This is a genomic window from Streptomyces griseomycini (assembly GCF_014203535.1).
Classification (GTDB): Bacteria; Actinomycetota; Actinomycetes; order Streptomycetales; family Streptomycetaceae; genus Streptomyces; species Streptomyces griseomycini.
This window is the reverse complement of the sequence record NZ_JACHJI010000006.1, coordinates 81598-107356: the sequence shown is the minus strand read 5'-3', so window position 1 is coordinate 107356 and position 25759 is coordinate 81598. Positions and strand designations below refer to the sequence as shown.

General features: G+C 74.2%; 22 protein-coding genes. 11 read left to right on the top strand and 11 right to left on the bottom strand.

Features of this window, described 5'->3' with window-relative positions; genetic code table 11:
• A complete protein-coding gene (locus tag FHS37_RS18095; protein WP_184822402.1) occupies positions 1–1782 on the bottom strand; it encodes a serine hydrolase domain-containing protein in 1782 nt (593 codons plus the stop codon).
• 176 nt (positions 1783–1958) lie between these two features.
• On the opposite strand from FHS37_RS18095, the gene FHS37_RS18090 reads away from it, so the two are divergent.
• Together FHS37_RS18090 and FHS37_RS18085 are read left to right on the top strand one after the other, a co-directional pair.
• Positions 1959–3455, top strand: coding sequence for an acyl-CoA synthetase (locus FHS37_RS18090; RefSeq protein ID WP_184822400.1), 1497 nt, complete (start codon positions 1959–1961; stop codon positions 3453–3455).
• 87 nt (positions 3456–3542) lie between these two features.
• The gene (locus tag FHS37_RS18085) at positions 3543–4121 is read left to right on the top strand and encodes a TetR/AcrR family transcriptional regulator (protein ID WP_184822398.1); all 579 of its coding nucleotides are present in this window, start codon (positions 3543–3545) and stop codon (positions 4119–4121) included.
• Between the two features lie 18 nt (positions 4122–4139).
• On the opposite strand, the gene paaK is transcribed toward FHS37_RS18085, so the two are convergent.
• Positions 4140–5432: a phenylacetate--CoA ligase PaaK gene (paaK, locus tag FHS37_RS18080; RefSeq protein WP_184822396.1), complete on the bottom strand. Its 1293-nt coding sequence runs from the start codon at positions 5430–5432 to the stop codon at positions 4140–4142.
• 187 nt (positions 5433–5619) lie between these two features.
• On the opposite strand from paaK, the gene FHS37_RS18075 reads away from it, so the two are divergent.
• The gene (locus FHS37_RS18075; RefSeq protein ID WP_184822394.1) at positions 5620–6498 is read left to right on the top strand and encodes an alpha/beta fold hydrolase; all 879 of its coding nucleotides are present in this window, start codon (positions 5620–5622) and stop codon (positions 6496–6498) included.
• Here the strand turns inward: FHS37_RS18075 and FHS37_RS18070 are convergent.
• Positions 6446–8260, bottom strand: a complete 1815-nt coding sequence (locus FHS37_RS18070) for an LTA synthase family protein (RefSeq protein WP_184822392.1) — start codon at positions 8258–8260, stop codon at positions 6446–6448. The two genes, FHS37_RS18075 and FHS37_RS18070, sit on opposite strands and share 53 nt — an antisense overlap.
• Positions 8261–8458: 198 nt before the next feature.
• On the opposite strand from FHS37_RS18070, the gene FHS37_RS18065 reads away from it, so the two are divergent.
• The 4 genes from FHS37_RS18065 to FHS37_RS18050 all read left to right on the top strand — a co-directional run bounded on the left by FHS37_RS18065 (position 8459) and on the right by FHS37_RS18050 (position 11063).
• The gene (locus FHS37_RS18065) at positions 8459–8701 is read left to right on the top strand and encodes a DUF397 domain-containing protein (RefSeq protein ID WP_004991796.1); all 243 of its coding nucleotides are present in this window, start codon (positions 8459–8461) and stop codon (positions 8699–8701) included.
• A gap of 172 nt (positions 8702–8873) precedes the next feature.
• Positions 8874–9776 (top strand): universal stress protein, encoded by a 903-nt coding sequence (locus FHS37_RS18060; RefSeq protein WP_184822390.1) that lies wholly within the window; start codon positions 8874–8876, stop codon positions 9774–9776.
• A 122-nt stretch (positions 9777–9898) separates the two neighbouring features.
• Positions 9899–10498: a CGNR zinc finger domain-containing protein gene (locus tag FHS37_RS18055; protein WP_184822388.1), complete on the top strand. Its 600-nt coding sequence runs from the start codon at positions 9899–9901 to the stop codon at positions 10496–10498.
• A gap of 67 nt (positions 10499–10565) precedes the next feature.
• On the top strand, positions 10566–11063 hold the full coding sequence (locus FHS37_RS18050; RefSeq protein WP_004991805.1) for a hypothetical protein: 498 nt from the start codon (positions 10566–10568) through the stop codon (positions 11061–11063).
• 71 nt (positions 11064–11134) lie between these two features.
• Here FHS37_RS18050 and FHS37_RS18045 read toward each other — a convergent pair whose 3' ends face one another.
• Both FHS37_RS18045 and FHS37_RS18040 read right to left on the bottom strand, forming a co-directional pair.
• On the bottom strand, positions 11135–13093 hold the full coding sequence (locus tag FHS37_RS18045) for an N-acetylmuramoyl-L-alanine amidase (RefSeq protein WP_184822380.1): 1959 nt from the start codon (positions 13091–13093) through the stop codon (positions 11135–11137).
• A 287-nt stretch (positions 13094–13380) separates the two neighbouring features.
• Positions 13381–14520 (bottom strand): aminoglycoside phosphotransferase family protein, encoded by a 1140-nt coding sequence (locus tag FHS37_RS18040; RefSeq protein ID WP_184822379.1) that lies wholly within the window; start codon positions 14518–14520, stop codon positions 13381–13383.
• A 233-nt stretch (positions 14521–14753) separates the two neighbouring features.
• On the opposite strand from FHS37_RS18040, the gene FHS37_RS18035 reads away from it, so the two are divergent.
• Positions 14754–16247: a DNA-binding protein NsdB gene (locus FHS37_RS18035; protein WP_184822377.1), complete on the top strand. Its 1494-nt coding sequence runs from the start codon at positions 14754–14756 to the stop codon at positions 16245–16247.
• A 22-nt stretch (positions 16248–16269) separates the two neighbouring features.
• On the opposite strand, the gene FHS37_RS18030 is transcribed toward FHS37_RS18035, so the two are convergent.
• From FHS37_RS18030 to FHS37_RS18020, 3 genes are all read right to left on the bottom strand, one after another.
• Complete coding sequence (locus tag FHS37_RS18030; RefSeq protein ID WP_184822375.1) at positions 16270–17688, bottom strand: PP2C family protein-serine/threonine phosphatase; 1419 nt, start codon at positions 17686–17688, stop codon at positions 16270–16272.
• A gap of 294 nt (positions 17689–17982) precedes the next feature.
• On the bottom strand, positions 17983–19077 hold the full coding sequence (locus FHS37_RS18025; protein ID WP_184822373.1) for a baeRF3 domain-containing protein: 1095 nt from the start codon (positions 19075–19077) through the stop codon (positions 17983–17985).
• 304 nt (positions 19078–19381) lie between these two features.
• Positions 19382–20980: an alpha/beta fold hydrolase gene (locus tag FHS37_RS18020; RefSeq protein ID WP_184822371.1), complete on the bottom strand. Its 1599-nt coding sequence runs from the start codon at positions 20978–20980 to the stop codon at positions 19382–19384.
• A 289-nt stretch (positions 20981–21269) separates the two neighbouring features.
• Between FHS37_RS18020 and FHS37_RS18015 the strand changes: the two genes are divergently transcribed.
• Positions 21270–21941: a chaplin gene (locus tag FHS37_RS18015; protein ID WP_184822370.1), complete on the top strand. Its 672-nt coding sequence runs from the start codon at positions 21270–21272 to the stop codon at positions 21939–21941.
• Between the two features lie 91 nt (positions 21942–22032).
• Here the strand turns inward: FHS37_RS18015 and FHS37_RS18010 are convergent, their stop codons facing one another.
• The gene (locus FHS37_RS18010; RefSeq protein WP_184822368.1) at positions 22033–22518 is read right to left on the bottom strand and encodes a nucleoside deaminase; all 486 of its coding nucleotides are present in this window, start codon (positions 22516–22518) and stop codon (positions 22033–22035) included.
• 152 nt (positions 22519–22670) lie between these two features.
• Here FHS37_RS18010 and FHS37_RS18005 point away from each other — a divergent pair, with 152 nt between their 5' ends.
• Both FHS37_RS18005 and FHS37_RS18000 read left to right on the top strand, forming a co-directional pair.
• Entirely contained in the window at positions 22671–23462 is a 792-nt protein-coding gene (locus tag FHS37_RS18005; protein WP_184822366.1) for a GNAT family N-acetyltransferase, read from the top strand.
• A 197-nt stretch (positions 23463–23659) separates the two neighbouring features.
• On the top strand, positions 23660–24619 hold the full coding sequence (locus tag FHS37_RS18000) for an NAD-dependent epimerase/dehydratase family protein (RefSeq protein ID WP_184822364.1): 960 nt from the start codon (positions 23660–23662) through the stop codon (positions 24617–24619).
• A gap of 242 nt (positions 24620–24861) precedes the next feature.
• Here FHS37_RS18000 and FHS37_RS17995 read toward each other — a convergent pair whose 3' ends face one another.
• Both FHS37_RS17995 and FHS37_RS17990 read right to left on the bottom strand, forming a co-directional pair.
• Entirely contained in the window at positions 24862–25125 is a 264-nt protein-coding gene (locus tag FHS37_RS17995) for a GlsB/YeaQ/YmgE family stress response membrane protein (RefSeq protein WP_184822362.1), read from the bottom strand.
• A gap of 105 nt (positions 25126–25230) precedes the next feature.
• The gene (locus FHS37_RS17990; RefSeq protein WP_184822360.1) at positions 25231–25671 is read right to left on the bottom strand and encodes an SPW repeat protein; all 441 of its coding nucleotides are present in this window, start codon (positions 25669–25671) and stop codon (positions 25231–25233) included.
• Between the last annotated feature and the right edge of the window lie 88 nt (positions 25672–25759).

Genomic DNA, 25759 nt, shown 5'->3' with positions numbered 1-25759 from the left:
TCAGTCGGCCGACCGGGTCCACCCCACCGCCCGGACGCGTGCCGCGTCCGCCGGCCGGGACTCGTCGAAGAGCACGCCGCCCGCCGCCGTCCCGACCCGCACCGCGTCGACGTAGACGCCGCGCCCGACGTACAGCCGGTCCGTCGTGTACCGCCAGCGCAGCGTGAGGTCCGGTGCGGCGGGCAGGGCCGCGGCGAGCCCGTGCCAGACGCGGCCCGACCAGCCGGTGGCCGTGCCCTCCGGGTGCCGCTCGGGCTCCCCGCCCCGGCGCTTCACGGTGAACGGCACCGCCTGCCAGGTCGTGCCGCCGTCCGTGCTGGCCTCCAGCACGAGGACGTCGGCGCGGGGCTCGGTGTCCCACCACAGCGCGCAGCGCAGCCGCGCGTCACCGGACGACGTGTCCAGCGCGGGCAGCGCGAGGGTCGCCGTCGCCGGGCCCGCCATCCCGGAGAACCACGCCGTGCGACCCCGCGCCGGCCGGACCGGGACCGCCCGGGCCAGACGGTTCGCGGCGGCCACCCGGGGAGCGGATCCGGACCGCCAGCTGCGCACCGGGTGCACCGAGTTGCCCAGCACGACGAGGAACGAGTCGGTCGTCGGGTCGAGCACCAGCGAGGTCCCGGTGAACCCGGTGTGGCCGGCCGTGCGCGGAGTGGCCATCGCGCCCATGTACCAGTGCTGGTGGAGCTCGAAGCCGAGCCCGTGCTCGTCCCCGGGGAAGGCGGTGTTGAAGTCGGTGAACATCAGCTCCACCGACGCGGGTTCCAGGATGCGCGCCCGGCCGTACGCGCCCCCGTTGAGCAGGGTCCGCCCGAGCACGGCCAGGTCCCAGGCGCACGAGAACACGCCCGCGTGGCCCGCGACCCCGCCCAGGCCGTGGGCGTTCTCGTCGTGCACCTCGCCCCACACCAGTCCCCGGTCGAGACCGGACCACGGCCTGCGGGCGTCCTCTGTGGCCGCGATGCGCGGCTTCCAGGAGGCGGGCGGGTTGTAGCGGGTGCGGTGCATGCCGAGCGGGCCGGTGATCTCGTCGTGCAGGAGGACGTCCAGGGTGCGGCCGGTGGCCTCCTCCAGGACCAGCTGGAGCGAGATCAGGTTCAGGTCCGAGTACAGGTACGCGCTGCCGGGCGGGCTGACCGGCGCCTCGTCGAAGACCAGCCGGACCTTCTCCTCGTACGTGGGCGCCGCGTACAGCGGGATCCAGGCGCGGAAACCGGAGGTGTGCGTGAGCAGCTGGCGGATCGTCACGTCCTGCTTGCCGGCGCGCCCGAAGTCCGGCAGGTACGAGGCGACGGCCGCCTCCAGCTCCAGCGCGCCCCGTTCGATCTGCTGCACGGCGAGGATCGAGGTGAACAGCTTCGACACCGAGGCCAGGTCGAAGACGGTGTCCTCGGCCATCGGAATCTGCTGCTCCGCCGGGAACTCGACACCGGTGTCGGTCTCCTCGTCGTACGCGCGGTAGCGCACCGCCATGCCGATGGGCTCGTGCAGCGCGACGGTGCCGCCGCGCCCGGCGAGCAGCACGGCCCCCGCGTACCAGGGGTGCCGGGGTGAGGGGCCGAGGAACGCCTCGGCGTCGGCGACGAGTTGCCGCAGCTGCCCGGGGAGCAGTCCGGCGCGCCGGGCCGATCCGCGCCGCAGGGTGGTGCGCCCGCCGCCCGACGGGGCGGCCGCCGAGGCCGGATCGGCGGGGAGGGCGGCGAACGCGAGGGCGCCGCCCAGGGCCAGTGCCCCTCCGCCCAGCCGGCGGCGCGTGATGCCTCTCGCCCCTTCGTCCGTCATGAGGTTCCTCCCGTGTCGTCACCCGGTGCGGGTTGAAAGAATCTTCCGGGGATCGCCGTGCGGAGTGAAACTTTCCTGTCAGGAGGGGTGGGTGTCAATGGGGCGTGCGCGGCCGAAGAGCGGCCCGGGACCGGCGTCTTGACCTCTCCCGGCCGGTGAAACGAGGATCACCTGTCATGACGCCCGGACACGGCAGCACGGTCGACGGAGTCCTGCGACGCAGCGCCCGACGCACCCCGGCACGCGTCGCCGTCGAGTACGGCGACCGCACCTGGACCTACGACGAACTCGACGCCGCCGTCTCCCGCGCGGCGAGCGTCCTCCTCGCCGAGGGGCTGTCCCCCGGCGACCGGGTCGGCGCCTACGGCCACAACTCCGACGCCTATCTGATCGGTTTCCTCGCCTGCGCCCGCGCGGGCCTGGTGCACGTGCCGGTGAACCAGAACCTCGTCGGTGACGATCTCGCCTACCTCGTCGAGCAGTCCGGCAGCGCCCTGGTCCTCGCCGACCCCGGTCTCGCCGCCCGGCTGCCGGACGGGGTGCGGACGCTGCCGCTGCGCGACACCGACGGCTCGCTGCTCGCGCGGCTGGACGGGGCGCCCCCGTACGACGGCCCCGAGCCGCGCTCCGAGGACCTGGTGCAGCTGCTGTACACCTCCGGCACCACCGCGCTGCCCAAGGGCGCGATGATGACCCACCGGGCCCTGGTGCACGAGTACCTGAGCGCGATCACCGCGCTCGACCTCGCCGCGGGCGACCGCCCCGTGCACGCGCTCCCGCTGTACCACTCGGCGCAGATGCACGTCTTCCTGCTGCCCTACCTCGCGGTCGGCGCGACCAACGTCGTCCTCGACGCGCCCGACGGGGACCGGCTCCTCGACCTGATCGAGGAGGGCCGGGCGGACAGCCTGTTCGCTCCGCCCACCGTGTGGATCGGCCTGTCGAACCGCCCCGACTTCGCGACCCGGGACCTGAGCGGCCTGCGCAAGGCGTACTACGGGGCGTCGGTCATGCCGGTCCCGGTGCTGGAGCGGCTGACGGAGCGGCTGCCCTCGCTGGCGTTCTACAACTGCTTCGGGCAGAGCGAGATCGGCCCGCTGGCCACGGTCCTCGGTCCCGGCGAACACCGGGGGCGCATGGACTCCTGCGGACGGCCCGTGCTGTTCGTGGACGCGCGCGTCGTCGACGAGGACGGCGAGGACGTGCCCGACGGAACCCCGGGCGAGATCGTGTACCGCTCGCCGCAGCTGTGCGAGGGCTACTGGGAGAAGCCGGAGGAGACCGCCGAGGCCTTCCGCGGCGGCTGGTTCCACTCCGGGGACCTCGCGGTACGGGACGCGGACGGCTACCTCACGATCGTCGACCGGGTGAAGGACGTCATCAACTCCGGCGGCGTCCTGGTCGCCTCGCGCCAGGTCGAGGACGCGCTCTACACCCACCCGGCCGTGGCCGAGGCCGCCGTGATCGGCCTGCCCGACGCCCGCTGGGTCGAGGCCGTCACGGCGGTCGTCGTCCCGCGCGGCGAGGTCACCGAGGCGGAGCTGATCGCCCACGCGCGCGAGCGGCTCTCCGGCTTCAAGGCGCCCAAGAGGGTGCTGTTCACGGACGAACTGCCGCGCAACGCCAGCGGGAAGATCCTCAAGCGGGAGCTGCGCGACCGCTTCGGGGCGTGAGCACGCCCACGACCGGTCTCGCCGGGCGGCGCCCACAGTACTCTGGGTGAAGTGGTTCACTCGTAGTGCTGCAGCGGGAGCGGGGGCATGGGGAGACGGAACGACCAGCGGCGTGCCGCCCTGGTGGACGCCGCGATCGAGGTGCTGGCCCGGGACGGTGCCCGCGGGCTGACCTTCCGCGCGGTGGACACCGGGGCCGCCGTGCCCCCCGGCACCGCGTCCAACTACTTCGCCGACCGCGACGACCTGCTCACCCAGGCCGGCGCCCGTGTCTACGAGCGGCTCCAGCCCGACGGGGCCACCCTCGCCCGCCACCGGACGGCCGACCGCGACCGGGAGACCTACGCGGAGCTGATGCGGGAACTGGTCGGCCGCATCGCCTCCTTCCGCACCGGCTACCTGGCGCTGCTCGAGCTCCGGCTGGAGGCGACCCGCCGCCCCGGACTGCGCGAGGTGCTCACCGAACGCGTCCGTGCCGACGTCGACGCCAACGTCGCCCACCACGAGGCCTCCGGCCTCCCCGGCGACGCCACGGCCGTCAAGCTGCTCTACCTCGCCCTGAACTGGCTGGTCGTCGAACAGCTCACCCTGCCGGACGTCTTCACGGAGGCCGAGCGCGAACGGCTGGTGACGGCCGCGGTCGAGCGCATCGTGGCGGCACGGTAGCCGGGCGGGCCGCGGGCCCTACCCGCGCAGATCCACGATCCGCCGGATCTTGCCCACCGACCGCTCCAGCGTCTCCGGATCGACGATCTCCACTTCGGCCGACACCCCGATGCCGTCCTTCACGGCCGCCCCGATGGACCGTGCGGCCGTCTCCCGCGCCGCGGCGTCCGCGTCGGGCCGGGCCTCCGCGCGGACGGTGAGGCGGTCCAGCCGGCCCTCCCGGGTGAGCCGGAGCTGGAAGTGCGGTGCGACGCCCGGCGTGCGCAGCACGATCTCCTCGATCTGCGTGGGGAAGAGGTTCACCCCGCGCAGGATCACCATGTCGTCGCTGCGGCCGGTGATCTTCTCCATCCGCCGGAACACCCGCGCGGTGCCCGGCAGCAGCCGGGTCAGGTCCCGCGTCCGGTACCGGACGACCGGCATCGCCTCCTTGGTGAGCGAGGTGAAGACGAGCTCACCCCGCTCGCCCTCCGGGAGGACCTCGCCGGTGACCGGATCGACGACCTCCGGGAAGAAGTGGTCCTCCCAGATGTGCAGGCCGTCCTTGGTCTCCGCGCACTCCTGCGCGACGCCGGGCCCGATCACCTCCGACAGCCCGTATATGTCGACCGCGTCGATCGCGAACCGCTCCTCGATCTCCTGCCGCATCCGCTCCGTCCACGGCTCCGCGCCGAAGATCCCCACGCGCAGGGAGGTCCCGCGCGGGTCGACGCCCTGCCGCTCGAACTCGTCGAGCAGCGTGAGCATGTAGGACGGCGTCACCATGATGATCGAGGGCTTCAGGTCCTGGATCAGCGTCACCTGGCGGGACGTCATCCCGCCGGACGCGGGGATCACCGTGCAGCCGAGCCGTTCGGCGCCGTAGTGGGCGCCCAGACCGCCGGTGAACAGGCCGTAGCCGTACGCCACGTGGGCCACGTCCCCGGGCCGGCCGCCCGCCGCGCGGATGGAGCGGGCCACCAGGTCCGCCCACAACGACAGATCGCCCTCCGTGTAGCCGACGACCGTGGGGCGCCCGGTGGTGCCGCTGGAGGCGTGGACGCGGCGGATGCGGTCGCGGGGCACGGCGAACATCCCGTACGGGTAGTTCTCCCGCAGGTCCGCCTTGGTGGTGAACGGGAAGCGGGCCAGATCGGACAGCGAGCGGCAGTCGTCGGGGTGGACGCCCGCCTCGTCGAAGGACTCGCGGTAGAACGGCACGTTGTCGTACGCGTGCCGCAGCGAGCTCCGCAGCCGCTCGAGCTGGAGCGCCCGCAGCGCCTCGAGGCCGAGCCGTTCCGCCGGGTCCAGCAGGTCCGCCGCCTCCGTCATCAGGACCTTCCTCCCACCAATCGCACCAATCCGGGCGACCGATCATTCGGTCGATCTTCCTGGATCAGTAAGTCAGGCCACCGCCCCCCGGGGCAAGAGCCCCGCCCGCACTTTTCCCGCGCCGGAACGGGCGCCCCTCGGCGAAACCCGTTGCGCGCCGGCGCCGCCGGGCACGAGGATCGACGGCATGCCGATCTTCACCGCCGGGGACGGGACCCGTCTCGCGTACCACGTACGGGGTGAGGGCGAGCCCCTTGTCGTCCTGCCCGGAGGCCCCATGCGGGCCAGTGCCTACCTCGGCGGCCTCGGCGGGCTGGACGCCCACCGCCGGCTGGTCCTGCTCGACCTGCGCGGTACGGGGGAGTCGGCGGTGCCGGCGGACCCGGCGACGTACCGCTGCGACCGGCTCGTCGACGACGTCGAGGCGCTCCGCGTCCACCTGGGCCTGGACCGGACGGACCTGCTGGCCCACTCGGCGGGCGGAAGCCTCGCCGTGCTGTACGCGGCCCGGCATCCCGAGCGCGTGGGACGGCTGGCGCTGATCACGGCCACCCCGTGGGCGCTCGGCATGCCGGCGACGGCCGGGCACCGGCTCACGGCGGCCCGGCTGCGGCGGGACGAGCCGTGGTTCCCCGCGGCGTTCCCCGCCTACGAGGCCTGGCTGGCCGGCTCCGGGGACTTCGACGACGTCTTCCTGCCGTTCTTCTACGGCCGCTGGGACGACACCGCCCGCGCCCACGCGGCGGGCGAGGAGGAGCAGGTCAACGAGGAGGCCTGCGACCTCTACGGCTCCACCGGCGCCTACGACCCTCCCGCGACCCGCGCCGCACTGGCCCGGCTCACGGCCCCGGTGCTGGTCCTCGCCGGTGAGCTCGACGGCGGACCCGCCCCGGATCTCGCCCGCCGCGCCGCGGACGCGTTTCCGGCGGCCGAGCTCGCGGTGCAGCCGGGTGCCGGGCACTACCCGTGGCTGGACGACCCGGAGTGGTTCGCGGGGCGCGTCGGGGAGTTCCTCACGCGGCCGGCGCAGCGGCCTCCCCGCCCCGCGGTCCGTACGCCGTCATGAAGCGGTCACGGAACTCGTCCATGCCCCAGCGCGGAGCGTCCGGAGCCGGCTCGAGACCGTCGGTCCAGCCCCAGTCGGCCACCCGGTCCAGCACCTCCGGATCCTTGGCGACGATGGTGACCGGCACGTCCTTGTCGGTGCTCCCGCCGGTGACGGTGGGCACCGGCTGGTGATCGCCGAGGAAGACCAGGACCGTGTCCTCGTCGCCGTACCGCTCGACCCACTCGGTCAGGCTCCGCAGCGAGTACTCGATGGCCCGCCGGTACTCGGTGCGCACCCTCTCCGGGTCCTTCCAGACCTCCTTCGGGTCCGTGCCCTCCTTCTTGATCCCGTGGAACACCGAGCCGTCTCCGAGGTCGTCCCAGTCGATCACGCGGGCGATGGGGGACCACGGGCTGTGACTGGAGGCCAGGATGATCTCCGCCATGATCGGCTCGCGGTCCTTCTTCCCGTGCTCCAGCCGTTCGAAGGCCTCCAGGCTGAACTGGTCGGGCACGGGGGTCCAGCTGAAGTACGGGCCGTGGTAGCCGAGCCGCTCGGAGTCGTAGACGTGGTCCAGCCCGAAGAACTCGCCCTCCGGCCAGGCCCGGCGCACCCCGGGCACGATGCCGACGGTGCGCCAGTCACCGGTCTTGCGGAAGTACCTGGTGAGGGTCATGCGGTCGCTGGTGGTCAGACTGCGGTAGCGCTGCTGGTTCTTGATCCACAGACCGGACAGGAAGGTCGAGTGGGCGAGCCAGCTGCCGGCGCCCGTCACCGGCGAGGTGAGCCAGCCGCTGCGTGAGGCGAAGCCGGCGGACTCCAGCCTGCCGGCGCCCTCCGCGAGGACCGCGCCGATCGGCTCCGCCATCGCCGGGTCGTCGATCGCCACCCGGCCGTAGCTCTCGATGAAGGTGAACAGGACGTCCTTGCCGCGCAGACCGGTGAGCAGCCGGTCGGGCGGCGTCTTCGCGAAGGCGTCGACGGAGGCCTGTTCCTCGAAGACCCGCGCGTCGCGCAGGCCCGCGCGCACCTGCTCCACACGGTTGCCCAGCATCTCCGCGGTTCCCCTGGTGGCGACCGGGACACTGGTGATCTGCACGCCCAGGGTGACGCAGGTGATCCACGCGACGCCCAGGACCAGCGTGGTCCGGACGGCGACGGGGCGGTGACGGGTCATCAGGTCGGTCAGCCGCACCGTCGCCAGCGTCATGAGCACGAGCAGGGCGACGAACAGGACGATCACCCCGGCCACGGCGAGCACCTGACCGCCCCGGCCGAACGACTCCCGGACGAAATCCGCCGCGTCGTCGAGCAGGATCCAGTCGAGCACCAGGTCGAAGGGCCGGGCCAGCACCTGGTGGAAGCCCATGTCCACGAACTTCAGGACGGTGAGCAGACCGAGCAGGACGCCCGAGACCGCCGCCGCGATCCGCCGTGGCCTCGGGGGCAGCGCGAGCAGCAGGGTCGCGAGCAGGATCCCCTCGGCGGGGAGACGGAGGAACGCGTCGACCGTGAGCCGTTCCACGCGGTTCGGCGCGAGGAGCGCGAACAGCACCAGTGCCCCGGCGAGGACGGTCGTCCCCACGGTGACGCCGCGTGCCGTACGGGGCAGGCGGCGCCGCCAGCCGAACCAGCCCGGGCGCGCGGCGACCGGCGCGGCGCCGGAGGCCGCCGCGGCCCCGTCCGCTTCCCCGGGCGCGGGAGCGGGCGCGGTGCCCTCCTCGTCCGCTCCGTCCCCGGTGGTGTCCGACAGTCGGCGGGAGCGAGTGAAGAGCGACACCCGGAGGTCCTTCCGTGCGGTCCTGCGATGGCATGACGACGAGGCCCGGCGGGCGGGCCTGCCCCCACCAGTACGTCCGCGGGGCGCTCCGGGTTCAACGGACACCGCCGTGGAAAGGTACTTCCCGCGCGGCCTGTCGGGGGCAGGGACCGCTCGCTAGGCTGGCCCGCGGACGACGGAATCGGGAGGAGCACGGACGTGGCCGAGAGCACCACCCAGCAGCGCCCGCTCATGGGCTGGGACAAGCCGGACCTGGACCTCAGCAACGCGCAGTGGCAGTCCAGCAGCCGCGGACTGGGCGATGTCCAGATCGCCTTCGTGGAGGGCTTCATCGCGATGCGCAACAGCGGCCGCCCGGAGAGCCCTTCCCTGATCTTCACCCCCGCCGAGTGGGGCGCGTTCGTGTCGGGAGCCCGGGAGGGGGAGTTCGACCTGACGTGAACCGGGCCCGCGGGAGCCCGGGCCCCCGCCGGCCGCCCCGCCGGAACCGTCACCGTTCCGGGACGTGTCCCCCGCGTTTTTCCGGACAGGCGACCGGAAGCGCCTTTCCCGGTCCTCACCTGGGCCAGACTGGTCCGGGAAGGCGGAGGCCGTACACCGGAGGCGAGGAGACATGGACACCCAGCCGGTCGTCGCGGCGGTCGACGGTTCGGACGACAGCCTGCGCGCCCTGGAGTGGGCCCTCGACGCCGCCCGTCGGCGCGGAGCCCCGCTGCGGATCGTGCACGTACGTCAGTACGCCCCCTGGACGCAGCCCGAGGTCCTGGCCGCCGTTCCGCCCGACCCGGACGACGATCCGGTCCTCGACCAGGTCCGCGCCCGTCTGAAGGGGCACTCCGGGCTCCCGGCCGTCGAGTACGCAGCCCTGGTGGGCGCGCCCGGCGCCGTGCTGCCCGAACTGGGGACCACGGCCCGGCTGCTGGTGCTCGGTTCCCGGGGCCGCGGCGGCTTCGCCAGCCTGCTGCTCGGCTCGAACTCCCTGGCAGCGGCCCGCGACGCCGAGTGCCCCGTCGTCGTGGTGCCCCGGCCCGGGCGCGGCGCCGACGGCGAGCCGCCGGCCGAGCCGGGCCGGCTGGTGGTGGCCGGCCTGAACGCCGACAGTCCCGACGAGGCCACGCTCGCCTTCGCCTTCGCCGAGGCCGCCCTGCGCGGCGCCCGGCTCCGGATCGTCGCCGCCTACCCCTGGCCCCTGCAGACCTGGTTGCTGCCGGGGGAGCTGCCTCCGCCGGGGATCGACCAGGGCGCCGTCGAGCACGAGACGCGCGTCCTCGCGGACGGCTTCCTCGCCCCGCACCGCGAACGGCACCCCGGGGTCACCGCCGAGACACGGGTGCTGCCCGGCGACGCGGCCGGTCACCTGGTCGAGGCCTCCCGGGACGCGGCGCTGGTCGTCGTGGGCCGGCACCGCCGCCGCCTGCTGGCGCCGGCCCGCATGATGGGCTCCGTCACCCAGGCCGTCCTGCTGCACGCCCAGAGCCCGGTCGCGGTGGTCCCGCCGGCCCCACCGGAGGAGTAGGGCCCGAGCCGGACGCGCCCGCACATCCCGTGCGCGGCGTCCCTCCGGACGGACGACGGGAGGTCCGCGCCGGGAGGCCCGCGACCGGCCCCGGCGGCTTCCGGCGCGCCTATCATCGGCCCATGCGGGATTCGATCAGCAGGGACGCCCGGCTCACCCTGGACCTCGCCCTGACCGTCCGGCACGACGGCGCCGGCGGGGTCGCCGACGACCTGGCCGACCCCGCCGGCCTCACCGCCTGGGTGCACGCCCACCCCGACGCGGTGCCCGGCGCGGACCGCTTCACCGCCGACGCCGAGGGCCTCGCCGCCGTCCGTGAGCTGCGCGCCGCCGTCCGCGCCCTCTTCGCCCGGGCCGTGCGCCCGGACGAGCCGAGCCCCGCGGACGCGGCCCGGCTGCTGCCCGTGCCCGAGGCCCTGCGGCGCCTGAACGAGGCGGCCGCCCGCACCCCCACCGTGCCGGTCCTGCGGTGGGCCGAGGGAGCCGGGCCCGTCGCGCACCGGTGTCCCGTCGGGGACGGGGACGACCTGACCGCCGTCCTGGCGCAGGCCGCGATCGGCTTCCTCGCGAGCCCCGACCGGCAGCGGCTGCGCGCCTGCCACGCGCCGCGCTGCGTGCGGTACTTCCTGAAGGAACACCCCCGTCAGGAGTGGTGCAAACCGTCCTGCGGCAACCGCGCCCGGGTGGCCCGCCACCACGAACGGCACCGGCGGACCGCGTGACGGCGACGGCACCGACTGCCGTCCGCCCGTCCCTCCGTTCGCGGGCCCGGGCACGTACCATGGCGGCATGTCGTTCCTCCGCCGCCGCAGCGCCACCCCCGCCGGGCCCGACTTCGACGTACTGGCCATGGACCCGGGCGACTGGCCCGGCAACCTGGGCGCCGGGCTGCTGCCCGCCCCCGACGGCAGCTGCCAGGGCGTCTTCCTGCGTTACGACCTGTTCGGCGGCCGCGGCCCCGCGATGATCATCGGCAACCTGCCGGAGGGCTCCCCGGCCCGGGACGTCCCCGAGGGCGAGGTGCCCTTCGAGGTCGGGCAGCTGCTGCTGGCGCTGGAGAACGACGAGGAGGTCACCGTCGTCGGCACCGAGGACGTGCCGGTGATGCAGGGCGACAACCTGCTGATCGTGCGCCGCGTCAAGCTCTCCGAGGGCCGGATCTCCTGCGTGCAGTTCGACCGCAGCGACAACGTCCTGGTCACCATCGCCGCCTGGGACCGCCCGATCACCGACGACCTGTACGCCCTCCTCAAGCCGCTGCCCGCGGAACTGTTCCAGCAGGGCTGACCCCGACCGCGTGCGAGGGGCCGGGCCCGGCGCACGGCCGGCCCCGGCCCCTCCGCCCGATGCGGCCGCCCCTACGCCGGCCTCACCGTCACGTCCGCCGCCCGCACGAAGCCGACCCGGTGCCCGAACTGGATCTCGTAGTACAGGTCCTTGCCGGTCACGACCCGGTGCGAGGCCTCGTCGAAGGTCACCGCGTAGTAGTACTCGCCGGGCACCTTGCCCCCGGTCACGTACTTCTGCCCCTTCGGCAGCGTGTACGGCAGCGGCGACACGGACTGCGCGGGCACCCCCTCCGGGTAGGCCTCCTTCTCCGGGTAGGCGCGCCCGTACACGGGCACGGAGTCGAGCCCCTTCCTCGGGGTCACGACCAGGCCCGACGCGGGCACCGCGGTGGGCTGCTCCTTCGGGTTCCGGAACCACGCCTTCTGTCCCAGGTACCAGATGGCGGTCCAGTCGCCCCAGCGGTCGGCGACCGCGTACTGCTGCCCCGTGGAGGCGCGCGAGGACAGGTCGTTCACCCCGGTGGTCGGAGCGGAGCCGAGGCCGGTGTCCCTGATCAGGGGAGCGCCCTCGTCGTGGTCGGAGTACAGCCGCACCGCGCTCGACCCGTGCGCCGCGCACGGCTCACCCGCCTTCCCGCAGCCCGTGAAGACCGGCCGGTTGGCGGCGTAGTCGGGCCGGATCGTCACCATGCCGGCGTGTCCGCCGGCCGTGGCCTCGAAGGGGCGGCCCAGCAGCTCGAAGTAGTGCGCCCAGTCCCAGTAGGGGCCGGGGTCGGTGTGCATCCCGGGGATGGTCCCCGAGGTCGGCCCGGGCACGGTGTCGTGGCCGAGGACGTGCTGCCGGTCCAGGGGGATGCCGTACTTCTTCGCGAGGTACTTCACCAGACGGGCCGAGGACCGGTACATCGCCTCGGTGTACCAGGCGTCGGGCTCCGCCAGGAAGCCCTCGTGCTCCAGGCCGATCGACCCGGCGTTGACATACCAGTTGCCCGCGTGCCAGGCCACGTCCTTCGCCCTCACGTGCTGGGCGATGTGACCGTCCGTGGAGCGCAGACTGTACTGCCAGGACACGTAGGTGGGGTCCTGCACCATGTCGAGGACGCCCTCCCAGGCGCCCTCCGTGTCGTGGACGACGATGTACCGGATCGGCTGTGAGGCCGGCCGGTTCCCCAGGTCGTGGTTGCCGTAGTCGCCGTCCCCGAACTCCTCGTACGGCGCCGGGATCCACTCGCACGACACCGTCGGCGGGCACTCCGTCCCGGCGGCGGAGGCGGTGCGCGGGCCGGTCCGGCCCAGCGTCGAGGTGTCGGGTGCCAGGCCCGGGCGGGCGGCGAGGGCGACCCGCTGGCCCGTGTCCGTGACCCGCTCCCCGCCGGTGCGGATCACCTCGTACACGTCGTCGGCGTACGCCGCTGCCGCCGAGGTCTCGTCCGCGCCGGAGAACCGGGCCACCGCCCCGTACCAGTCCGCCGGGTCCCCGCTCAGCGGCTCCCCCAGCCGGCGCTGGGCCTCCGCCAGCAGTGCGGCGCCGCCCGCCACGTTCGCGGCCGGGTCCTCGCGCAGCCGCTCGGGGCTGAGCCCGGTCAGCCGGGCCGCCCTCGGCAGCGTCGTCAGACGTGCCGGGAGGGCGCCGGCGCGCGGGGAGCGCGCCTCGGGGCGCAGCGGCGGGCGGGCGTCGTCGCCCCGGGGGTCCTCCGTGCCCTCGTCGTGGTGCCCGGCCGCGGCGAGCGCGGTACGGGCGTCCGTGAGGTGCATGGGGCCGTAGCCGCCGGTCACGCTCGGGGCACCGGCGTGCGCGTCCCAGCGGGACTGCAGGTAGGAGACGCCCAGCAGCACGCTCTGCGGCACGTGGTACTCGGCGGCCGCGGCGGCGAACGCCTGCTGGAGCCGGGCGGTGCCGGGCGGGGACGGGGAGGGGGCCGCGCCCAGCAGGGGCAGGGTCACTGCCACCGCGGCCAGGACGCGGACGGCGCCACGGGTGCGTCGGGGCCCGGACGCACTGCCGGGTTCGGGGGCGGACGGTCTCAATGCAGCCTCCTGGGACGGTCGGGCACGATGAGCCCTGCGGAGCCGAGCGGTGCGTCAGTGGTACCGGTCAGCTGATGATCCGTCAATCATGCCCAGGAGGGCGCGATGTTCCTCGTCAATCGGGGTGCGGGGAGGTTTCGTGGCGACGGCCGCGGGGCCTGCGACGCGTCAGTGGAGTACACCAATGGCCCGGCCCGAGGGGCTCCGGGCGCGGACACACGGCGGTCCGCGGTGCGCCTCCGCCGGAGCGCGCCGCGGACCGCCGTGCCCGTCCTCCGTGTCCTTCGTCAGCGAGTGCCGACCGCCGCGCGCACGGCCCGGCGGGCCAGCTGGCAGTCGTCGTGCAGCCGCCGCAGCAGCAGCCGCTGTTCCTCGCCGGACGGAGCGGCACCCGGGTGGGCCGCCCCCGGTGCCGCCGGGGCCGAGTCGTGCATCGAACGCTGCACGGCCGTCTCGTAGGTACGGATCTCGCGGGTCAGCACGAGCATCAGGTTCACCAGGAAGGCGTCCCGCGAGGCGGGGCCCGCCGACTGGGCGATCTGGCTGATCTGCCGCCGGGCCGCCGGCGCGTCCCCGAGGACCGACCACAGCGTCGCCAGGTCGTAGCCCGGCAGGTACCAGCCCGCGTGCTCCCAGTCCACCAGCACGGGGCCGGCCGGTGAGATGAGGACGTTCGAGAGCAGGGCGTCACCGTGGCAGAACTGGCCCATGCCCTGCCGCCCGGCCGCGAGCGAGATGCCGTGCAGCAGCTTCTGCAGGTCGCCCAGGTCCCGGTCGGTGAGCAGACCCAGCTCGTGGTACCGGGAGATGCGGGCCGCGTAGTCCAGCGGGGCGTCGAACGTCCCGGCCGGCGGCCGCCAGGAGTTCAGCCGGCAGATCGCGCCGAGCGCCGCCCTGATGTCCGCCCGCGGCGGCGCCTCGGCCGGGTGCCGCTGGAGCGCCGCCACCCGGCCGGGCATCCGCTCGATCACCAGCGTGCAGTTGTCCGGATCCGCCGCGATCAGCCGGGGCGCCCGCACGGGCGGGCGGTGCCGGACGAACGAGCGGTATGCCGCTATCTCGTGGCGGATCCGCTCGCTCCACGCGGGGGAGTGGTCCAGTAAGCACTTGGCGACCGCGGTGCTCCGGCCGGTGGTGCCCACCAGGAGGACCGACCGGCCGTTGCGGCGCAGCACCTGCACGGGGGTGAACTCCGGGCAGATGCGGTGCACCGACGCGATCGCCGTGCGCAGCCGGGCGCCCTGGGGGCCGGACAGGTCGAGCCGCCCGCTGAGCGGCTGGGTGCCCGGTCCCGCGGGGCGCCGCACCTTGCCCGCGCCGAGCACGGGGGCCGCCGGGCGCCCGGGGGTGAGGTAGGGGCCGCCGTCCGACGGACGCGGACGCAGCGGCCGGGGCGGGGCGGACACGGAGGACGATGCTGCGTACATGGGCGATACAGATCCCTTCGTGTGCCTGCGATGTCATCGACCACCCGGCCCGGTCGCCCAGGCGCACCCTGGGGAATGTCCCTGCGGCGACCGGGTCGTGGTGGCGCGTTCCTACTCGACACCCGAGGACCCCTGGCACACCATCTGGCGCACCCTGGCGAACCCTGGCGAATAGTCGCCCGGCAACCCTCACCGGGCTACTGTCAACTCAGCCGAGAACCTGGGGGCTTGACGTGAGCGGACAACCCAACACCCGGCTCGCGGACCTGTTCGGCCTGGCCGGCTGGTCCAAGGGCGAACTCGCGAGGCTGGTCAACCGGCAGGCGGCGGCCATGGGCCACCCCCAGCTGGCGACCGACACCTCCCGGGTGCGGCGGTGGATCGACATGGGAGAGATCCCGCGCGATCCCGTGCCGCGGGTGCTGGCGGCTCTGTTCACCGAGCGTCTCGGCCGTGTCGTGACCATCGAGGACCTCGGTCTGGTCCGGCACGGGCGTACGGGGAGACGGCAGGGCGGCGGGAAGACGGAACATCCCGACGGAGTGCCGTGGGCGCCCGAGCGGACGGCCGAGGTCCTCACCGAATTCACGGGAATGGACCTCATGCTCAACCGACGCGGCTTGGTGGGCGCGGGCGCCGCGCTCGCCGCGGGATCCGCACTCAGCAGCGCCATGCACGACTGGCTGCACACCGATCCGGCCCTGACCACGGACGCTCCACGCCTCGACGACCCCCTGCACGCCGATCCCGCCGGGTTCGACCGCTACGAGGCCGCTCCCATCGGGTCGCAGGAGATCGAGGAACTGGAGCGCTCCGTGGAGGTGTTCCGCGCCTGGGACGCCGCCCGGGGCGGCGGCCTCCAGCGCAAGGCGGTGGTCGGCCAGCTCAACGAGGTGGGCGGCATCCTCGCCTACCACCACCCACCCCACCTCCAGCGGCGCCTGTGGGGCGTCGCCGCCAACCTCGCCGTCCTCGCGGGCTGGATGTCGCACGACGTCGGTCTGGAACCGACGGCCCAGAAGTACTTCGTCATCGCGGCCCACGCGGCCCGGGAGGGCGGTGACCGACCGCGCGCCGGTGAGGCGCTGTCCCGGGCGGCCCGCCAGATGGTGCACCTGGGCCGGCCCGACGACGCCCTGGACCTGATGAAGCTCGCCCAGTCCGGCTCGGGCGAGGAGGTGCTGCCGCGCACCCGGGCGATGTTCCACACCATCGAGGCCTGGGCACAGGCGTCCATGGGCAAGGGCCAGGCGATGCGCCGCACCCTGGGCCTCGCCGAGGACCTGTTCGTCTCGGACAAGGCCGACGCGGAGCCGCCGGACTGGATGCAGACCTTCAAGGACGAGGACCTGTACGGCATGACGGCCCTGGCCTACCGCACCCTGGCCGAGTTCGATCCCGGCGCGGCCGTGCACGCCCAGCACTACGCGGAGAAGGCCCTGTCCCTGCGCGTCGACGGGCGGGAGCGGTCGAAGATCTTCGACCACCTGTCCATGGCCTCCGCCTGTTTCATCGCGGACGACCCCGAACAGGCCGACCGGTACGCGCGCCTCGCCCTGATGTCGATGGGCTCCAACTCCTCGCGCCGCACCTGGGACCGGCTGCGCCAGATGTACCGGCTCACCGCCGAGTACGCCTCCTACCCGAGGATCCAGGAGCTCAGGGAGGAGATCAAACTGGCGCTGCCGAAGCCGAGGGGGAAGGGCGGCGCCGACGCGCAGGTGTGAGGGCCGGGGCCTGCGGGGGTCGTCACGAGGCGACCCGGGCCACGAGCACGCAGGCGCCGTCCTCGCGCTCCCCCTCGCCGAACTCCCGTACCACCGTACGGAGGCAGTGCTGCGCGGTGCGGGCCTCGGCGAAGTGCGCGGCCAGGCCGAGGAGGCGGTGCACGGCCGCGGTCCCGACGTGCCCGGGCACCAGTCCGTCGGTGTGCAGGAGCAGCAGGTCGCCGACCTCGAGGGTCACCTCGGCCTGCCCGTAGGAGGCGCCCGAGGCGGCCCCGAGCAGCACGCCGTCCGGCGTGTCCAGCGCGCGCCCCGTCCCGTCGCGGAACAGCAGCGGGGCGGGGTGTCCCGCCTGCGCCCACAGCAGGGAGCGAGTCTCGGGCCGGTAGCGCAGACAGACGGCGCTGCCCAGGACCGGCTGCACGGTGGCGTCCAGCAACCGGTTGAGGCAGGCCAGCAGGGGACCCGGCTCGGCACCGGTCATCGCCATGCCGCGCACGGCGCCGAGCAGCATCGCCATGCCCGAGGCCGCGCCGATCCCGTGACCGGTCAGGTCGCCGGCACTGAGCAGCGTCGTGCCGTCGGACAGCTCCAGGGCGTCGTACCAGTCGCCGCCGATCGGCGCGCTCGTCGACGACGGCAGGTAGTGGGCGGCGAGGTCCAGGGTGTGCGGGCCGCCGCGCGGGAGCCGCAGGGAGCCGCGCCACGCCGGCAGCACGGCCTCCTGCAGCTCGACCGCGAGCCGGTGCTCGGTCCGCGCGGCGGCATGCCGCCGGCGGTGCAGCGAGTCACGGGTCTCGCTCACCGCCCGCCGGCAGCGGCGCAGTTCGCTGACGTCCCGCAGCACGGCCCACATCGAGGCGGTGCTGCCGTCGGCACCGAGTACCGGTTCGCCCATCATGTGCACGGTCCGTACGCCGCCGTCCGGGTGCACGACGCGGAACTCCCCGTCGATGGGCCGGGCGTCGACCAGGCAGTCCGTGACCATCGCCGTCAGCTTCGGCCGGTCCTCGTCGTGCACCAGGGAGGGCAGCTCGTCGAGGGTGAGCGGGGGAGCGGACGGGTCGCGGCCCAGGATGCGGTACAGCTCACCGGACCAGCTCGCCTCGTCCGTGAGCAGGTTCCACTCCGCGCTGCCGACCCTGCTGAGCAGGGACCCGCCGTGCGGTGCGGCGGTCGGGGCGGGCGCGGGATCCGCGGTCATCGGCAGTGGACCGTCCCGCAGCTGCGCCAAGTGCTCGTCGACGTCGTTGAGTTGATGCAACGCCAGATCGTACAGCGCGCGCTGCCAGCGGTTCTGCGGGTCCGACCGGTCGGCCGGGGTGTCGCGCCGTACGGCGTCCACCTCGCCCCTGAGCCGCCGGGTCTGCGAGATGAGCGCGTCGACACCGCCGTGTCCTGGCGGCTGGGCGGCTGGGCGGCCCGCGGAGAGGTGGGACGGCATGACGCACTCCGATGGGGGACGGTACGGCCTTCGGGCGGACGGAGGGACCGTCATGACTGTGGCACAGCCCGCGACGCCCTGTAAGGGATTTGGCAACACACGACAAGGCGGTGCCCGCGGCATATGCCACCGTCTTCGGGGAGTTACTCCGGGGTATGTGCGGGGATGTCGCTCTGATCTTCAACTCCCGTGGTGCGCAAGTGAATTGACGCGGCACCGGGCGCCGGAAGGGAGCCGCTCACGCGTTCGACGGGTGGGCTCTTGTTCGTGATCGGTCGGTGGGTCGTCCCGTCCTCAGTACCGCAGCACTCCCGCGATCCCGTCCGCCTCCCCGAGGGTGCCGTCCGGGACGAAGCGGACCTCGGCGCCGGTCTTCAGGCACTGCTCCACGATCTCGTCCACGACGTCCTCGCGGGCGTCCAGATCGCCGGCCTCGGCGATGGCCAGATGGTCGTCGGTGTCGCGCACCGTGACCCGGTAGTTCTCCTCGACGGCCAGCAGCCGCACCCGTCCCTCCCGGGCGCTCTGCCACAACTCGTCGACCCCGGCCGCGAACTCCTTGCGCCCGCGGGCGGACACCAGGGCCCGGGTCACGTCCTCGGTGCTCCTGCGGACATCGGCCTCGAGCGCCGGCCGCACCGCCTGCCACACCGCGTCGGGCGTGCCGTGCGCGAGCCCGCCGTGCGGGACGTGCACCGCGTCCCTGGTCACGCTGCCGGCCTCGGACAGCAGGGACAGGGCGGCCGGCTCGCCGGTGACGTACAGCGGCCGCGGGTGGTCGCGCAGGAGCGCGCCCATCGCGAGGTCGGCCTCGCGCAGGAAGGCGCGGGTGCGTTCGTCGCGGAAGGCGCTCGGCTGGTCGCCGACCCGGTGCAGCCGCTCCGGGTCGAAGTTCTCCGCGCCCCGGGTCAGCGGGAAACCGCCGGCGCGCTCCTCCACCACCCGGTCCGCGCCGCCGTTCCACAGGGTGACCCGGTCGGCGGACACGGACAGCACCCAGAACGGCCGTTCCGCCGTGTGGGCGGAGACGAGGTTGCGGGTCAGGAAGGTGTCGGAGAGCACCACGCGCTCGGGCACGGAACGGGCGAGCGACCACACCTGGTGCTCGCCCGGGGCCGCGAAGATGATCAGGCCGTCCTCGCTGTGGGCCAGGTCGACCTCGGACAGGGCCCGGTCGAGCTGCCGGGCCACGTCGGTGCGCCGGTCCCGGCTGACCGCGGGATCGGCCTCCAGCTGCTTCTTGGCCTCGCCCACCGCGTGGCGCAGCCGGACGGCGTCCTGTGTGTTGAGGGGGGCGCGCCGGTGGGTCGGCGTCAGCACGGACACCGCGGGATAGGGGCGCGGCCGGCGGAGTTCGGCAAGGGTCGCGGGACTCAGATCGTGCTCCATGACAGCACGATAGAGCCGATTCCCTTGTGGGGCATTTGGGGCATGACGTCCGGCTGCGGGTGCGGACCGGAGCGGTCGCGGGTGCGTCCCCTCGGCCGGGACCCCGTGGCCGTACGGGCGGGCGTGCCCGTGGTCGTCGTGGACCTTCGGCGGCCGGTGCCGGCCATCCGCCCGTCCCGTCCCCGTGCCCTACGCGGGTGAGGCCGCGAGGACGGCGCGGGGACACGTCCGCCGTGACGGCGACGGGGCGGCGGACGCAGGCGCGGGACCCGGCTCCGCGGGCTCCGGGCCCCGCGGAGGCGGTTCAGGCCCGGTCGCCCTCCTCGGCGCCGCAGGAACTGCCGTTCGGCGGCAGGGAGCCGTACCGCAGGAAGTCGTCGACCTTGCGGTGGACGCACTCGGACGAGCCGTAGCCGGTGTGGCCCTCGGCCCGGTTGTCCAGCACCACCGCCGCGTCACCGAGCCGCTCGGCCGTCTCCACCGTCCAGCGGTACGGCGTGGCCGGGTCGCCCCGGGTGCCGACCAGCAGCATCTTCGGCGTGTCGAGGTCCTTGACGCGTTCGCGGATGTAGTCGGTGCCCCTGGGCCGGCCGTGGCACATCAGCACCTGGGTGAGCCGGTACCGGCCGAAGACCGCGGAGGCCTCCTCGTAGGCGGTGCGCAGCCGGGCCAGGTCCCGGGTCAGCCGCTCGGCGGAGGGACGGTCGGGGTCGTCCGCGCAGTTCACCGCCATCAGCGCCGCCGGCGGATTGTCCAGCGGCACCTCCTCCGCGTCCACGAGGGGGCCGTCGGCCCGCGGCGCGGGGGGCGTCAGCCCTCCGGTCGCGAAGGCCTCCACCCCGCGCGTGTCCCCGTCCTCCAGCAACTGTGCGAGGGCCCGTTGCAGCAGCGGCCACAGCTCCTTGCTGTACAGACCCTGCCCCAGGGCGCCGGCGAGGTCCTGACCGGTGAACTCGAAACCGAAGTCGGTCGGCACCGGGTTCTCGTCGAGCGAGTCGACCAGCTCCACGACCTGCCGGCGGGCGTCGCGGGCGTCCTGCCCGAACGGGCAGGCGATGTCCTCGGTGCACCAGACGAGGAAGTTCTCCAGCGCCTTCTGCTGTCCCCTGGCGCTCGCCAGTCCCTGCTCGGTCAGCGGATCGGTCAGCGTGTCCACGCCGTCGAGCACGAACCGGCCCACCTTCTCGGGGAACCGGGCCGCGTACACCGCGCCGAGCCGGGTGCCGTAGGAGAAGCCCAGGTAGTTGAGCTTCCCGTCGCCGAGCACCTGGCGCATCACGTCCAGATCGCGTGCGACGTCCACGGTGCCGATGTGGGAGAGGACGGGACCCGAGTGCTCGACGCACTCGGCGGCCACCTCGCGCAGCTGCGCGAGCGCCTCGCGCGGATCGGACGTGTCCTCGCCGCCGGTCGCCTCCAGCGCCCGGCCGGTGGCCTCCGTGCCGCAGCTGACCGGCGAGGAGCGGCCGACGCCCCGAGGGTCGAAGGAGACCACGTCGTAGTCGTCGGTCAGGCCCATGAAGTCCTTGCCGCCGTGGGCCAGCCCCAGGACGCCCGAACCGCCCGGACCGCCGAAGTTCAGCACCACCGAGCCCCGCGGGTCGCCGGCCGCCCGGTAGCGGGCGAGGGCCAGCTCGAGGGTGCCCTTCCGGGGCTCCGCGTAGTCGAGCGGGACGGTGATCTTCCCGCACTGCAGGTCCTCCGGCAGGTCCACGCCCTCGCACGCCGTCCACGTGATCCTCTGGTCGTAGAACCGGCCGAGGTCCGGTTCCGTACCGCCGACGGCCGTCAGCCCCGCGCCCAGCAGGGCCAGTCCGACCGCTCCGGTGACCGCGCGGCGCCGGACCGAAGGTCGTACCGCACGGCACCGGACCGAGGGGCGCGTGGACAGCTTGGCCAGCATCGATGCCTCCAGGGGCGCCCCGCAGCGGACCGGGAACCGGCGCCCTCGCCCACCATAAGCGGGCCCCGCGGCCCCCGCCCGTCGGCCGGGCGGGGGCCCGCCCGGCACGCTCCCCCTGTGTGTTCGTCAGCCGCGCGTTCGACGGGCGCGCCCGGACTTCGAACGGTGGGACCCCTGATGGAGTGAACGGTCCGGGGCCGTACGGGGGAGCCATAACCCGGATGGCGGCGTCCGCGTTCTGTCCGGTGCGGGCGAGGGCCCGCGACCAAGTCTGGAAGGCAGGGAACCTATGAGACGGGTTACCCGGAACGGTGTGATCGCCGTCGCCGCCGCGTCGGGCGCGATGGCCATGGCGATGCCGGCGTACGCCGACGCCGGAGCGGAGGGCACCGCGGTCGGTTCGCCCGGGGTGGTGTCCGGGAACACCGTCCAGCTCCCGGTGCACGCCCCGCTGAACGTGTGCGGGAACACGGTGAACGTGGTGGGCCTGCTCAACACCGCCGCGGGCAACGCCTGCGTCAACGAGGACGCCGGTGGGAGCACCGGCGAGCACGCGGACGAGCGGGGCGGGCCCACGGGGCCGGCCGGCGGCGCGACGGCCGAGGGCGGCACGCACGGATCACCGGGCGTGGCGTCCGGCAACCAGGTGCAGCTGCCGGTGGACCTCCCGGTCAACGTCAGCGGGAACAGCGTGAACGTGGTCGGCGTCGGGAACGCGGCCGTCGGCAACGAGTCCGTGAACACCTCGGACGAGCGGCCCGACCGCCCGGAGCCCGAGCCGTCCACGCCGCCGCGCACCCTGCCGGCCCCCGCTCCGGAGCCGCGCACCGCCCCGCGGGAGACGGCCGCCCTCGCCGAGACGGGCGCCGACCGTACCGTCCCGGTCCTCGCGGCCGGTGCCGCGCTCTTCCTGGGCGGAGTCGTCCTGTACCGCCGCGCCCGCCCGCGGACGGACGGCTGAACCACGAGGGAACGAGCGAACCCCCGGGGAACGAGTGCCCCGGGGGGTGAGCGCTCCCCGGGGCCCACCGCGCCGACGGGCCCCGCCCGGGTCAGGTGCGTGCGCGGTGGAACCGCCGGTGCAACTCCTCGACCTCTCCGGCCAGTTCCGGGACGGGGCCGTCCACGGTCACGCCGGGGGCGACCTCGGCGACGGGCAGCGTCCGCACCGGAGGGGCGGGCACCCCCAGCTCGGAGAGCCAGGACACCAGCTGCTCGGAGGAGGCGACGTACACGATGCGCCCGAGGCCCACCCAGGCGTGGGCGGCCGCGCACATCGGGCAGTGCTCGCCGGAGGTGTAGACCGTGGCGGCGGCCCGCTCGTCGGGCGTCAGGTGGGACGCCGACCAACGCGCCAGCTCGAACTCGGGATGCCGGGTCCGGTCCCCGGAGGCCACGCGGTTGTGGTCCTCGGCGAGCACGGTGCCGTCCCCGGCCACGAGCACCGAACCGAACGGCTCGTCCCCGGACTCCAGCGCCTCGGCCGCCAGCTCCACGCAGCGGCGCAGGTACGGCAGTTCGGCTTCCTTCACGACCATGGGCCGGCCCTTCCTCACGACGGCTTGATCGACAGCACCCTACGGTCGTGGGCGCGCGGACGCGAAACCGCCGCGGGGGCGCGGGCGTGAGGCCGCCGCGGGCCCCGTAATCCCGTTGTCCCCGGCGCCGGACCCGTGGTGGAGTCGGCCGCATGGACCACACGGATCACACCGCGGTGCTCGCCCTGTTCGACCGTGACCTGCGCCGGGAGGCGCGGCCCGACGGGCCCGGCGCACGCGTCGAGCGCACCGGTGGTGTGGTGCGGCAGACCGCCCCCGCGCACGGCTGGAACGGCGTCGTCTGGTCCGCCCTGGACGAGGCGGACGCGGACGCGGCGATCGCGGAGCAGATCGCGCACTTCACCGGGCTCGGCCGCGCGTTCGAGTGGAAGCTGTACGGCCACGACCTGCCGGCGGACCTCGGGCGGCGGCTCGTGGCGGCCGGGTTCACGCCCGAGCCGGAGGAGACCCTCATGGTCGGCGAGGTGGCCGGCCTCGCCCTCGACACCGAGCCGCCCGAGGGCATCCGCCTCGTGCCCGTCACCGACCGGGCGGGCGTCGACCTGGTGGCCGACGTGCACGAGAAGGCGTTCGGCGCCGACGCGTCCCGGCTGCGCCACCAGTTGCTCGACCGGCTCTCGGCCGATCCCGACACCGTCGTCGCCGTCGTGGCCCTGGCCGGCGACCAGCCGGTGAGCGCCGCCCGGATGGAGCTGGTCCCCGGCACCGGGTTCGCCGGGCTCTGGGGCGGCGGCACCGTACGGGCCTGGCGCGGCCGGGGCCTCTACCGCGCACTGGTCGCCCACCGGGCCCGGGCCGCCGCGGAGCGCGGCTACCGCTACCTCCAGGTCGACGCCTCCGACCAGAGCCGCCCCATCCTCGAACGCCTCGGCTTCGCCCCCCTGACCACGACGACTCCGTACGTGTACGTGCCGACGTCGTGACCTCGTAAGGGGCCACCAGGCACTCCCCGGTCCGGTCCGGGCGGGGCCGGCCTCCCCGGCGACGCGGGCGAGGCACCACCGCCGCATCTGTCGTTCCGGCATGCAGCTCTTGCTGACGCATGTCGCGACAGTTATAGTCTCTAACTGTCGCGACATCCGATAAGCAGCCGATCGCGCGCCGACCCGAGGAGACCGTCATGTCCGCTGCCGCCACCGACTCCCGCGCCCTGCACGCCGTCCTCGGCTCCGGACCCGCCGGCACCGCCCTCGCACGGGAACTCGCCCGCCGCGGCCACCCCGTCCGGCTCGTCGACCGCAGGGGGGACGGACCCGCGCTCGCCGGCGTCCAGCGGTACGCCGCAGACGTCGGAACCGCCGAGGGCGCCCGGGCGGCCGTCGCGGGCGCGGCCGTGGTGTACCACTGCGCCAACGTCGCCTATCACCTCCAGGTCGAGGTCATGCCCCGGCTCCAGGAGGCCGTGCTCGGCGCGGTCGAGGCCTCCGGGGCCCGTCTCGTCGTCCTCGACACGCTCTACCCGTACGGCGAGACCGGGGGGGCGGTGATGACCGAGGACACCCCGTGGCGGGCGACCAGCCGCAAGGGCCGGATGCGCGCCGCGCTCGACGAGCGGTACCTCGCCGCGCACCGCGAGGGCCGCGCCGGGATCGTCCTCGGCCGCTCCGCCGACTTCGTCGGCCCCGGCGTGCTCAACTCCTCCCTCGGCGCCGCCGTGTTCCCGGGCGCGCTCACCGGTGGCGAGGTGCTGGGGCTCGGCGACCTGGACCTGCCGCGCAGTCACACCGGCATCGAGGACGTGGCCGCCGGTCTGGCCACCCTGGGCGAGCGGCCCGAGGGCGACGGCCGGGTCTGGCACCTGCCCACGGCGCCCGCCGTCAGCACGCGGGAGATCCACGCCATGATCGAGCGGCGGACCGGCCGGCCCCTGAACGTCGTGGTCCTGGAGGAGCCGCGCCCCTTCGGCCCGTTCGACGAGGAGTTCATGGCCGAGTACGCCGAGATGTTCTACCAGCACACCGAGCCCCAGATCATGGACTCCTCGGCCTTCGAGCAGGCCTTCGGCATCCGGCCGACGCCGCTGGAGGAGACCGTGGACGCCACCGTGACCTGGTACGAGAAGTGGCTGGCCCGCCCCTGACGACCGCGGCCGACGGCGTGCGCACGCCGTGATGTCCACGGCGCCGCGGGTGTCCACGGCGAAGGCGGAACGGGAGCCGGGCTGGATCCCGGTGCGTCCGGGAGTCCGGGACGGTCACGTCGCGATGCGCGGGGACGCGGTGGGGAGCGGATCCGGGGACGGGCGAGGGTCCGGTGGGCGGCACCGCTCGGTGCCCCCGCCGGACCCGTCCTCCGTGTCCGCCCCCGACTGCCGGGGGCCGGTCAGCGGGATGTCCTGGCGCGGTCCAGGGCGACCACCCCGAGTGCGGCGAGGCCGATCTGGATCAGCCACTCCACCCAGTCCACGCCCCTGGTGTCGGCCACCCCGAGGGCGGCGGCTGTCGCCGAACCGATGAGCGCGGCGACGATGCCGACGAGGATCGTCCACAGGATTCCGATGCGCTGGCGGCCCGGGACCACGAGTCGGCCCAGGACACCGATGACCACACCGATGACGAGGGCGCTGATGATGCCGTCGATCTCCATTTCGCCCCTCTTCCTCACGACCTCCGCTGCGGAGCGCGTGCCCCGCAGCGGTGAGGACGGTCCCGCGGGGCGCGGACCGGCGTCGGGCTTCCTTCCCGGCCGTGGCTACCGCCTGGGGACGCTCTTGGCCGCCGTGCCGGCGCAGATCGTGCCCAGGAGCAGGGCGAGGGCACCGATGACGATGTTGTTCCAGATCACGCCGGCGTCGGGGCCGTCGCCCACGATCCACGGCGAGACGATCATCCACACGCCCAGGGCGCACATGGCCCAGCTGAGGCCGTACATGCGCGCCGGGGCCGCGGTGAACCCCAGGCCGAGCAGACCGATCGCGATGCCCACGATCAGGTTGTGGGCCACGAGCGCGGGCTGGCTCGTCGTGTAGTGGAGTATCCACGGGGACACCGCACAGTACAGACCGAGCAGGAACACCGGTCCGTCCACGAGGGCCACGTCACGACCGCCGAGCACGCGGTCGTACCGTGCCCGCATCTCGGAAGCGTCGGGGTGGCTCGTGATGTCACCGCGCGGGTGCGAGACGTTGGCCATGAGTCGTCTCCTTTGACTAGCAGGCCTGACCGCGGCTGGTGCGGTACGCGGTGAGCGCCGCGTATCCTTATTCTGCTCTCACTTTTCC

What these genes read in the sequence shown, in the direction of transcription:
- FHS37_RS18050 (WP_004991805.1), top strand. Translation starts at nt 10,566, where the DNA reads ATGTCGTTCCTCCGCCGCCGCAGCGCCACCCCCGCCGGGCCCGACTTC.
- FHS37_RS18025 (WP_184822373.1), bottom strand. Translation starts at nt 19,077, where the DNA reads ATGGAGCACGATCTGAGTCCCGCGACCCTTGCCGAACTCCGCCGGCCG.
- FHS37_RS18055 (WP_184822388.1), top strand. Translation starts at nt 9,899, where the DNA reads ATGCGGGATTCGATCAGCAGGGACGCCCGGCTCACCCTGGACCTCGCC.
- FHS37_RS18075 (WP_184822394.1), top strand. Translation starts at nt 5,620, where the DNA reads ATGCCGATCTTCACCGCCGGGGACGGGACCCGTCTCGCGTACCACGTA.
- FHS37_RS17990 (WP_184822360.1), bottom strand. Translation starts at nt 25,671, where the DNA reads ATGGCCAACGTCTCGCACCCGCGCGGTGACATCACGAGCCACCCCGAC.
- FHS37_RS18010 (WP_184822368.1), bottom strand. Translation starts at nt 22,518, where the DNA reads ATGGTCGTGAAGGAAGCCGAACTGCCGTACCTGCGCCGCTGCGTGGAG.
- FHS37_RS18040 (WP_184822379.1), bottom strand. Translation starts at nt 14,520, where the DNA reads ATGTACGCAGCATCGTCCTCCGTGTCCGCCCCGCCCCGGCCGCTGCGT.
- FHS37_RS18020 (WP_184822371.1), bottom strand. Translation starts at nt 20,980, where the DNA reads ATGCTGGCCAAGCTGTCCACGCGCCCCTCGGTCCGGTGCCGTGCGGTA.
- FHS37_RS18090 (WP_184822400.1), top strand. Translation starts at nt 1,959, where the DNA reads ATGACGCCCGGACACGGCAGCACGGTCGACGGAGTCCTGCGACGCAGC.
- FHS37_RS18095 (WP_184822402.1), bottom strand. Translation starts at nt 1,782, where the DNA reads ATGACGGACGAAGGGGCGAGAGGCATCACGCGCCGCCGGCTGGGCGGA.
- FHS37_RS18005 (WP_184822366.1), top strand. Translation starts at nt 22,671, where the DNA reads ATGGACCACACGGATCACACCGCGGTGCTCGCCCTGTTCGACCGTGAC.
- FHS37_RS18060 (WP_184822390.1), top strand. Translation starts at nt 8,874, where the DNA reads ATGGACACCCAGCCGGTCGTCGCGGCGGTCGACGGTTCGGACGACAGC.
- FHS37_RS18000 (WP_184822364.1), top strand. Translation starts at nt 23,660, where the DNA reads ATGTCCGCTGCCGCCACCGACTCCCGCGCCCTGCACGCCGTCCTCGGC.
- FHS37_RS18015 (WP_184822370.1), top strand. Translation starts at nt 21,270, where the DNA reads ATGAGACGGGTTACCCGGAACGGTGTGATCGCCGTCGCCGCCGCGTCG.
- FHS37_RS18085 (WP_184822398.1), top strand. Translation starts at nt 3,543, where the DNA reads ATGGGGAGACGGAACGACCAGCGGCGTGCCGCCCTGGTGGACGCCGCG.
- paaK (WP_184822396.1), bottom strand. Translation starts at nt 5,432, where the DNA reads ATGACGGAGGCGGCGGACCTGCTGGACCCGGCGGAACGGCTCGGCCTC.
- FHS37_RS17995 (WP_184822362.1), bottom strand. Translation starts at nt 25,125, where the DNA reads ATGGAGATCGACGGCATCATCAGCGCCCTCGTCATCGGTGTGGTCATC.
- FHS37_RS18030 (WP_184822375.1), bottom strand. Translation starts at nt 17,688, where the DNA reads ATGCCGTCCCACCTCTCCGCGGGCCGCCCAGCCGCCCAGCCGCCAGGA.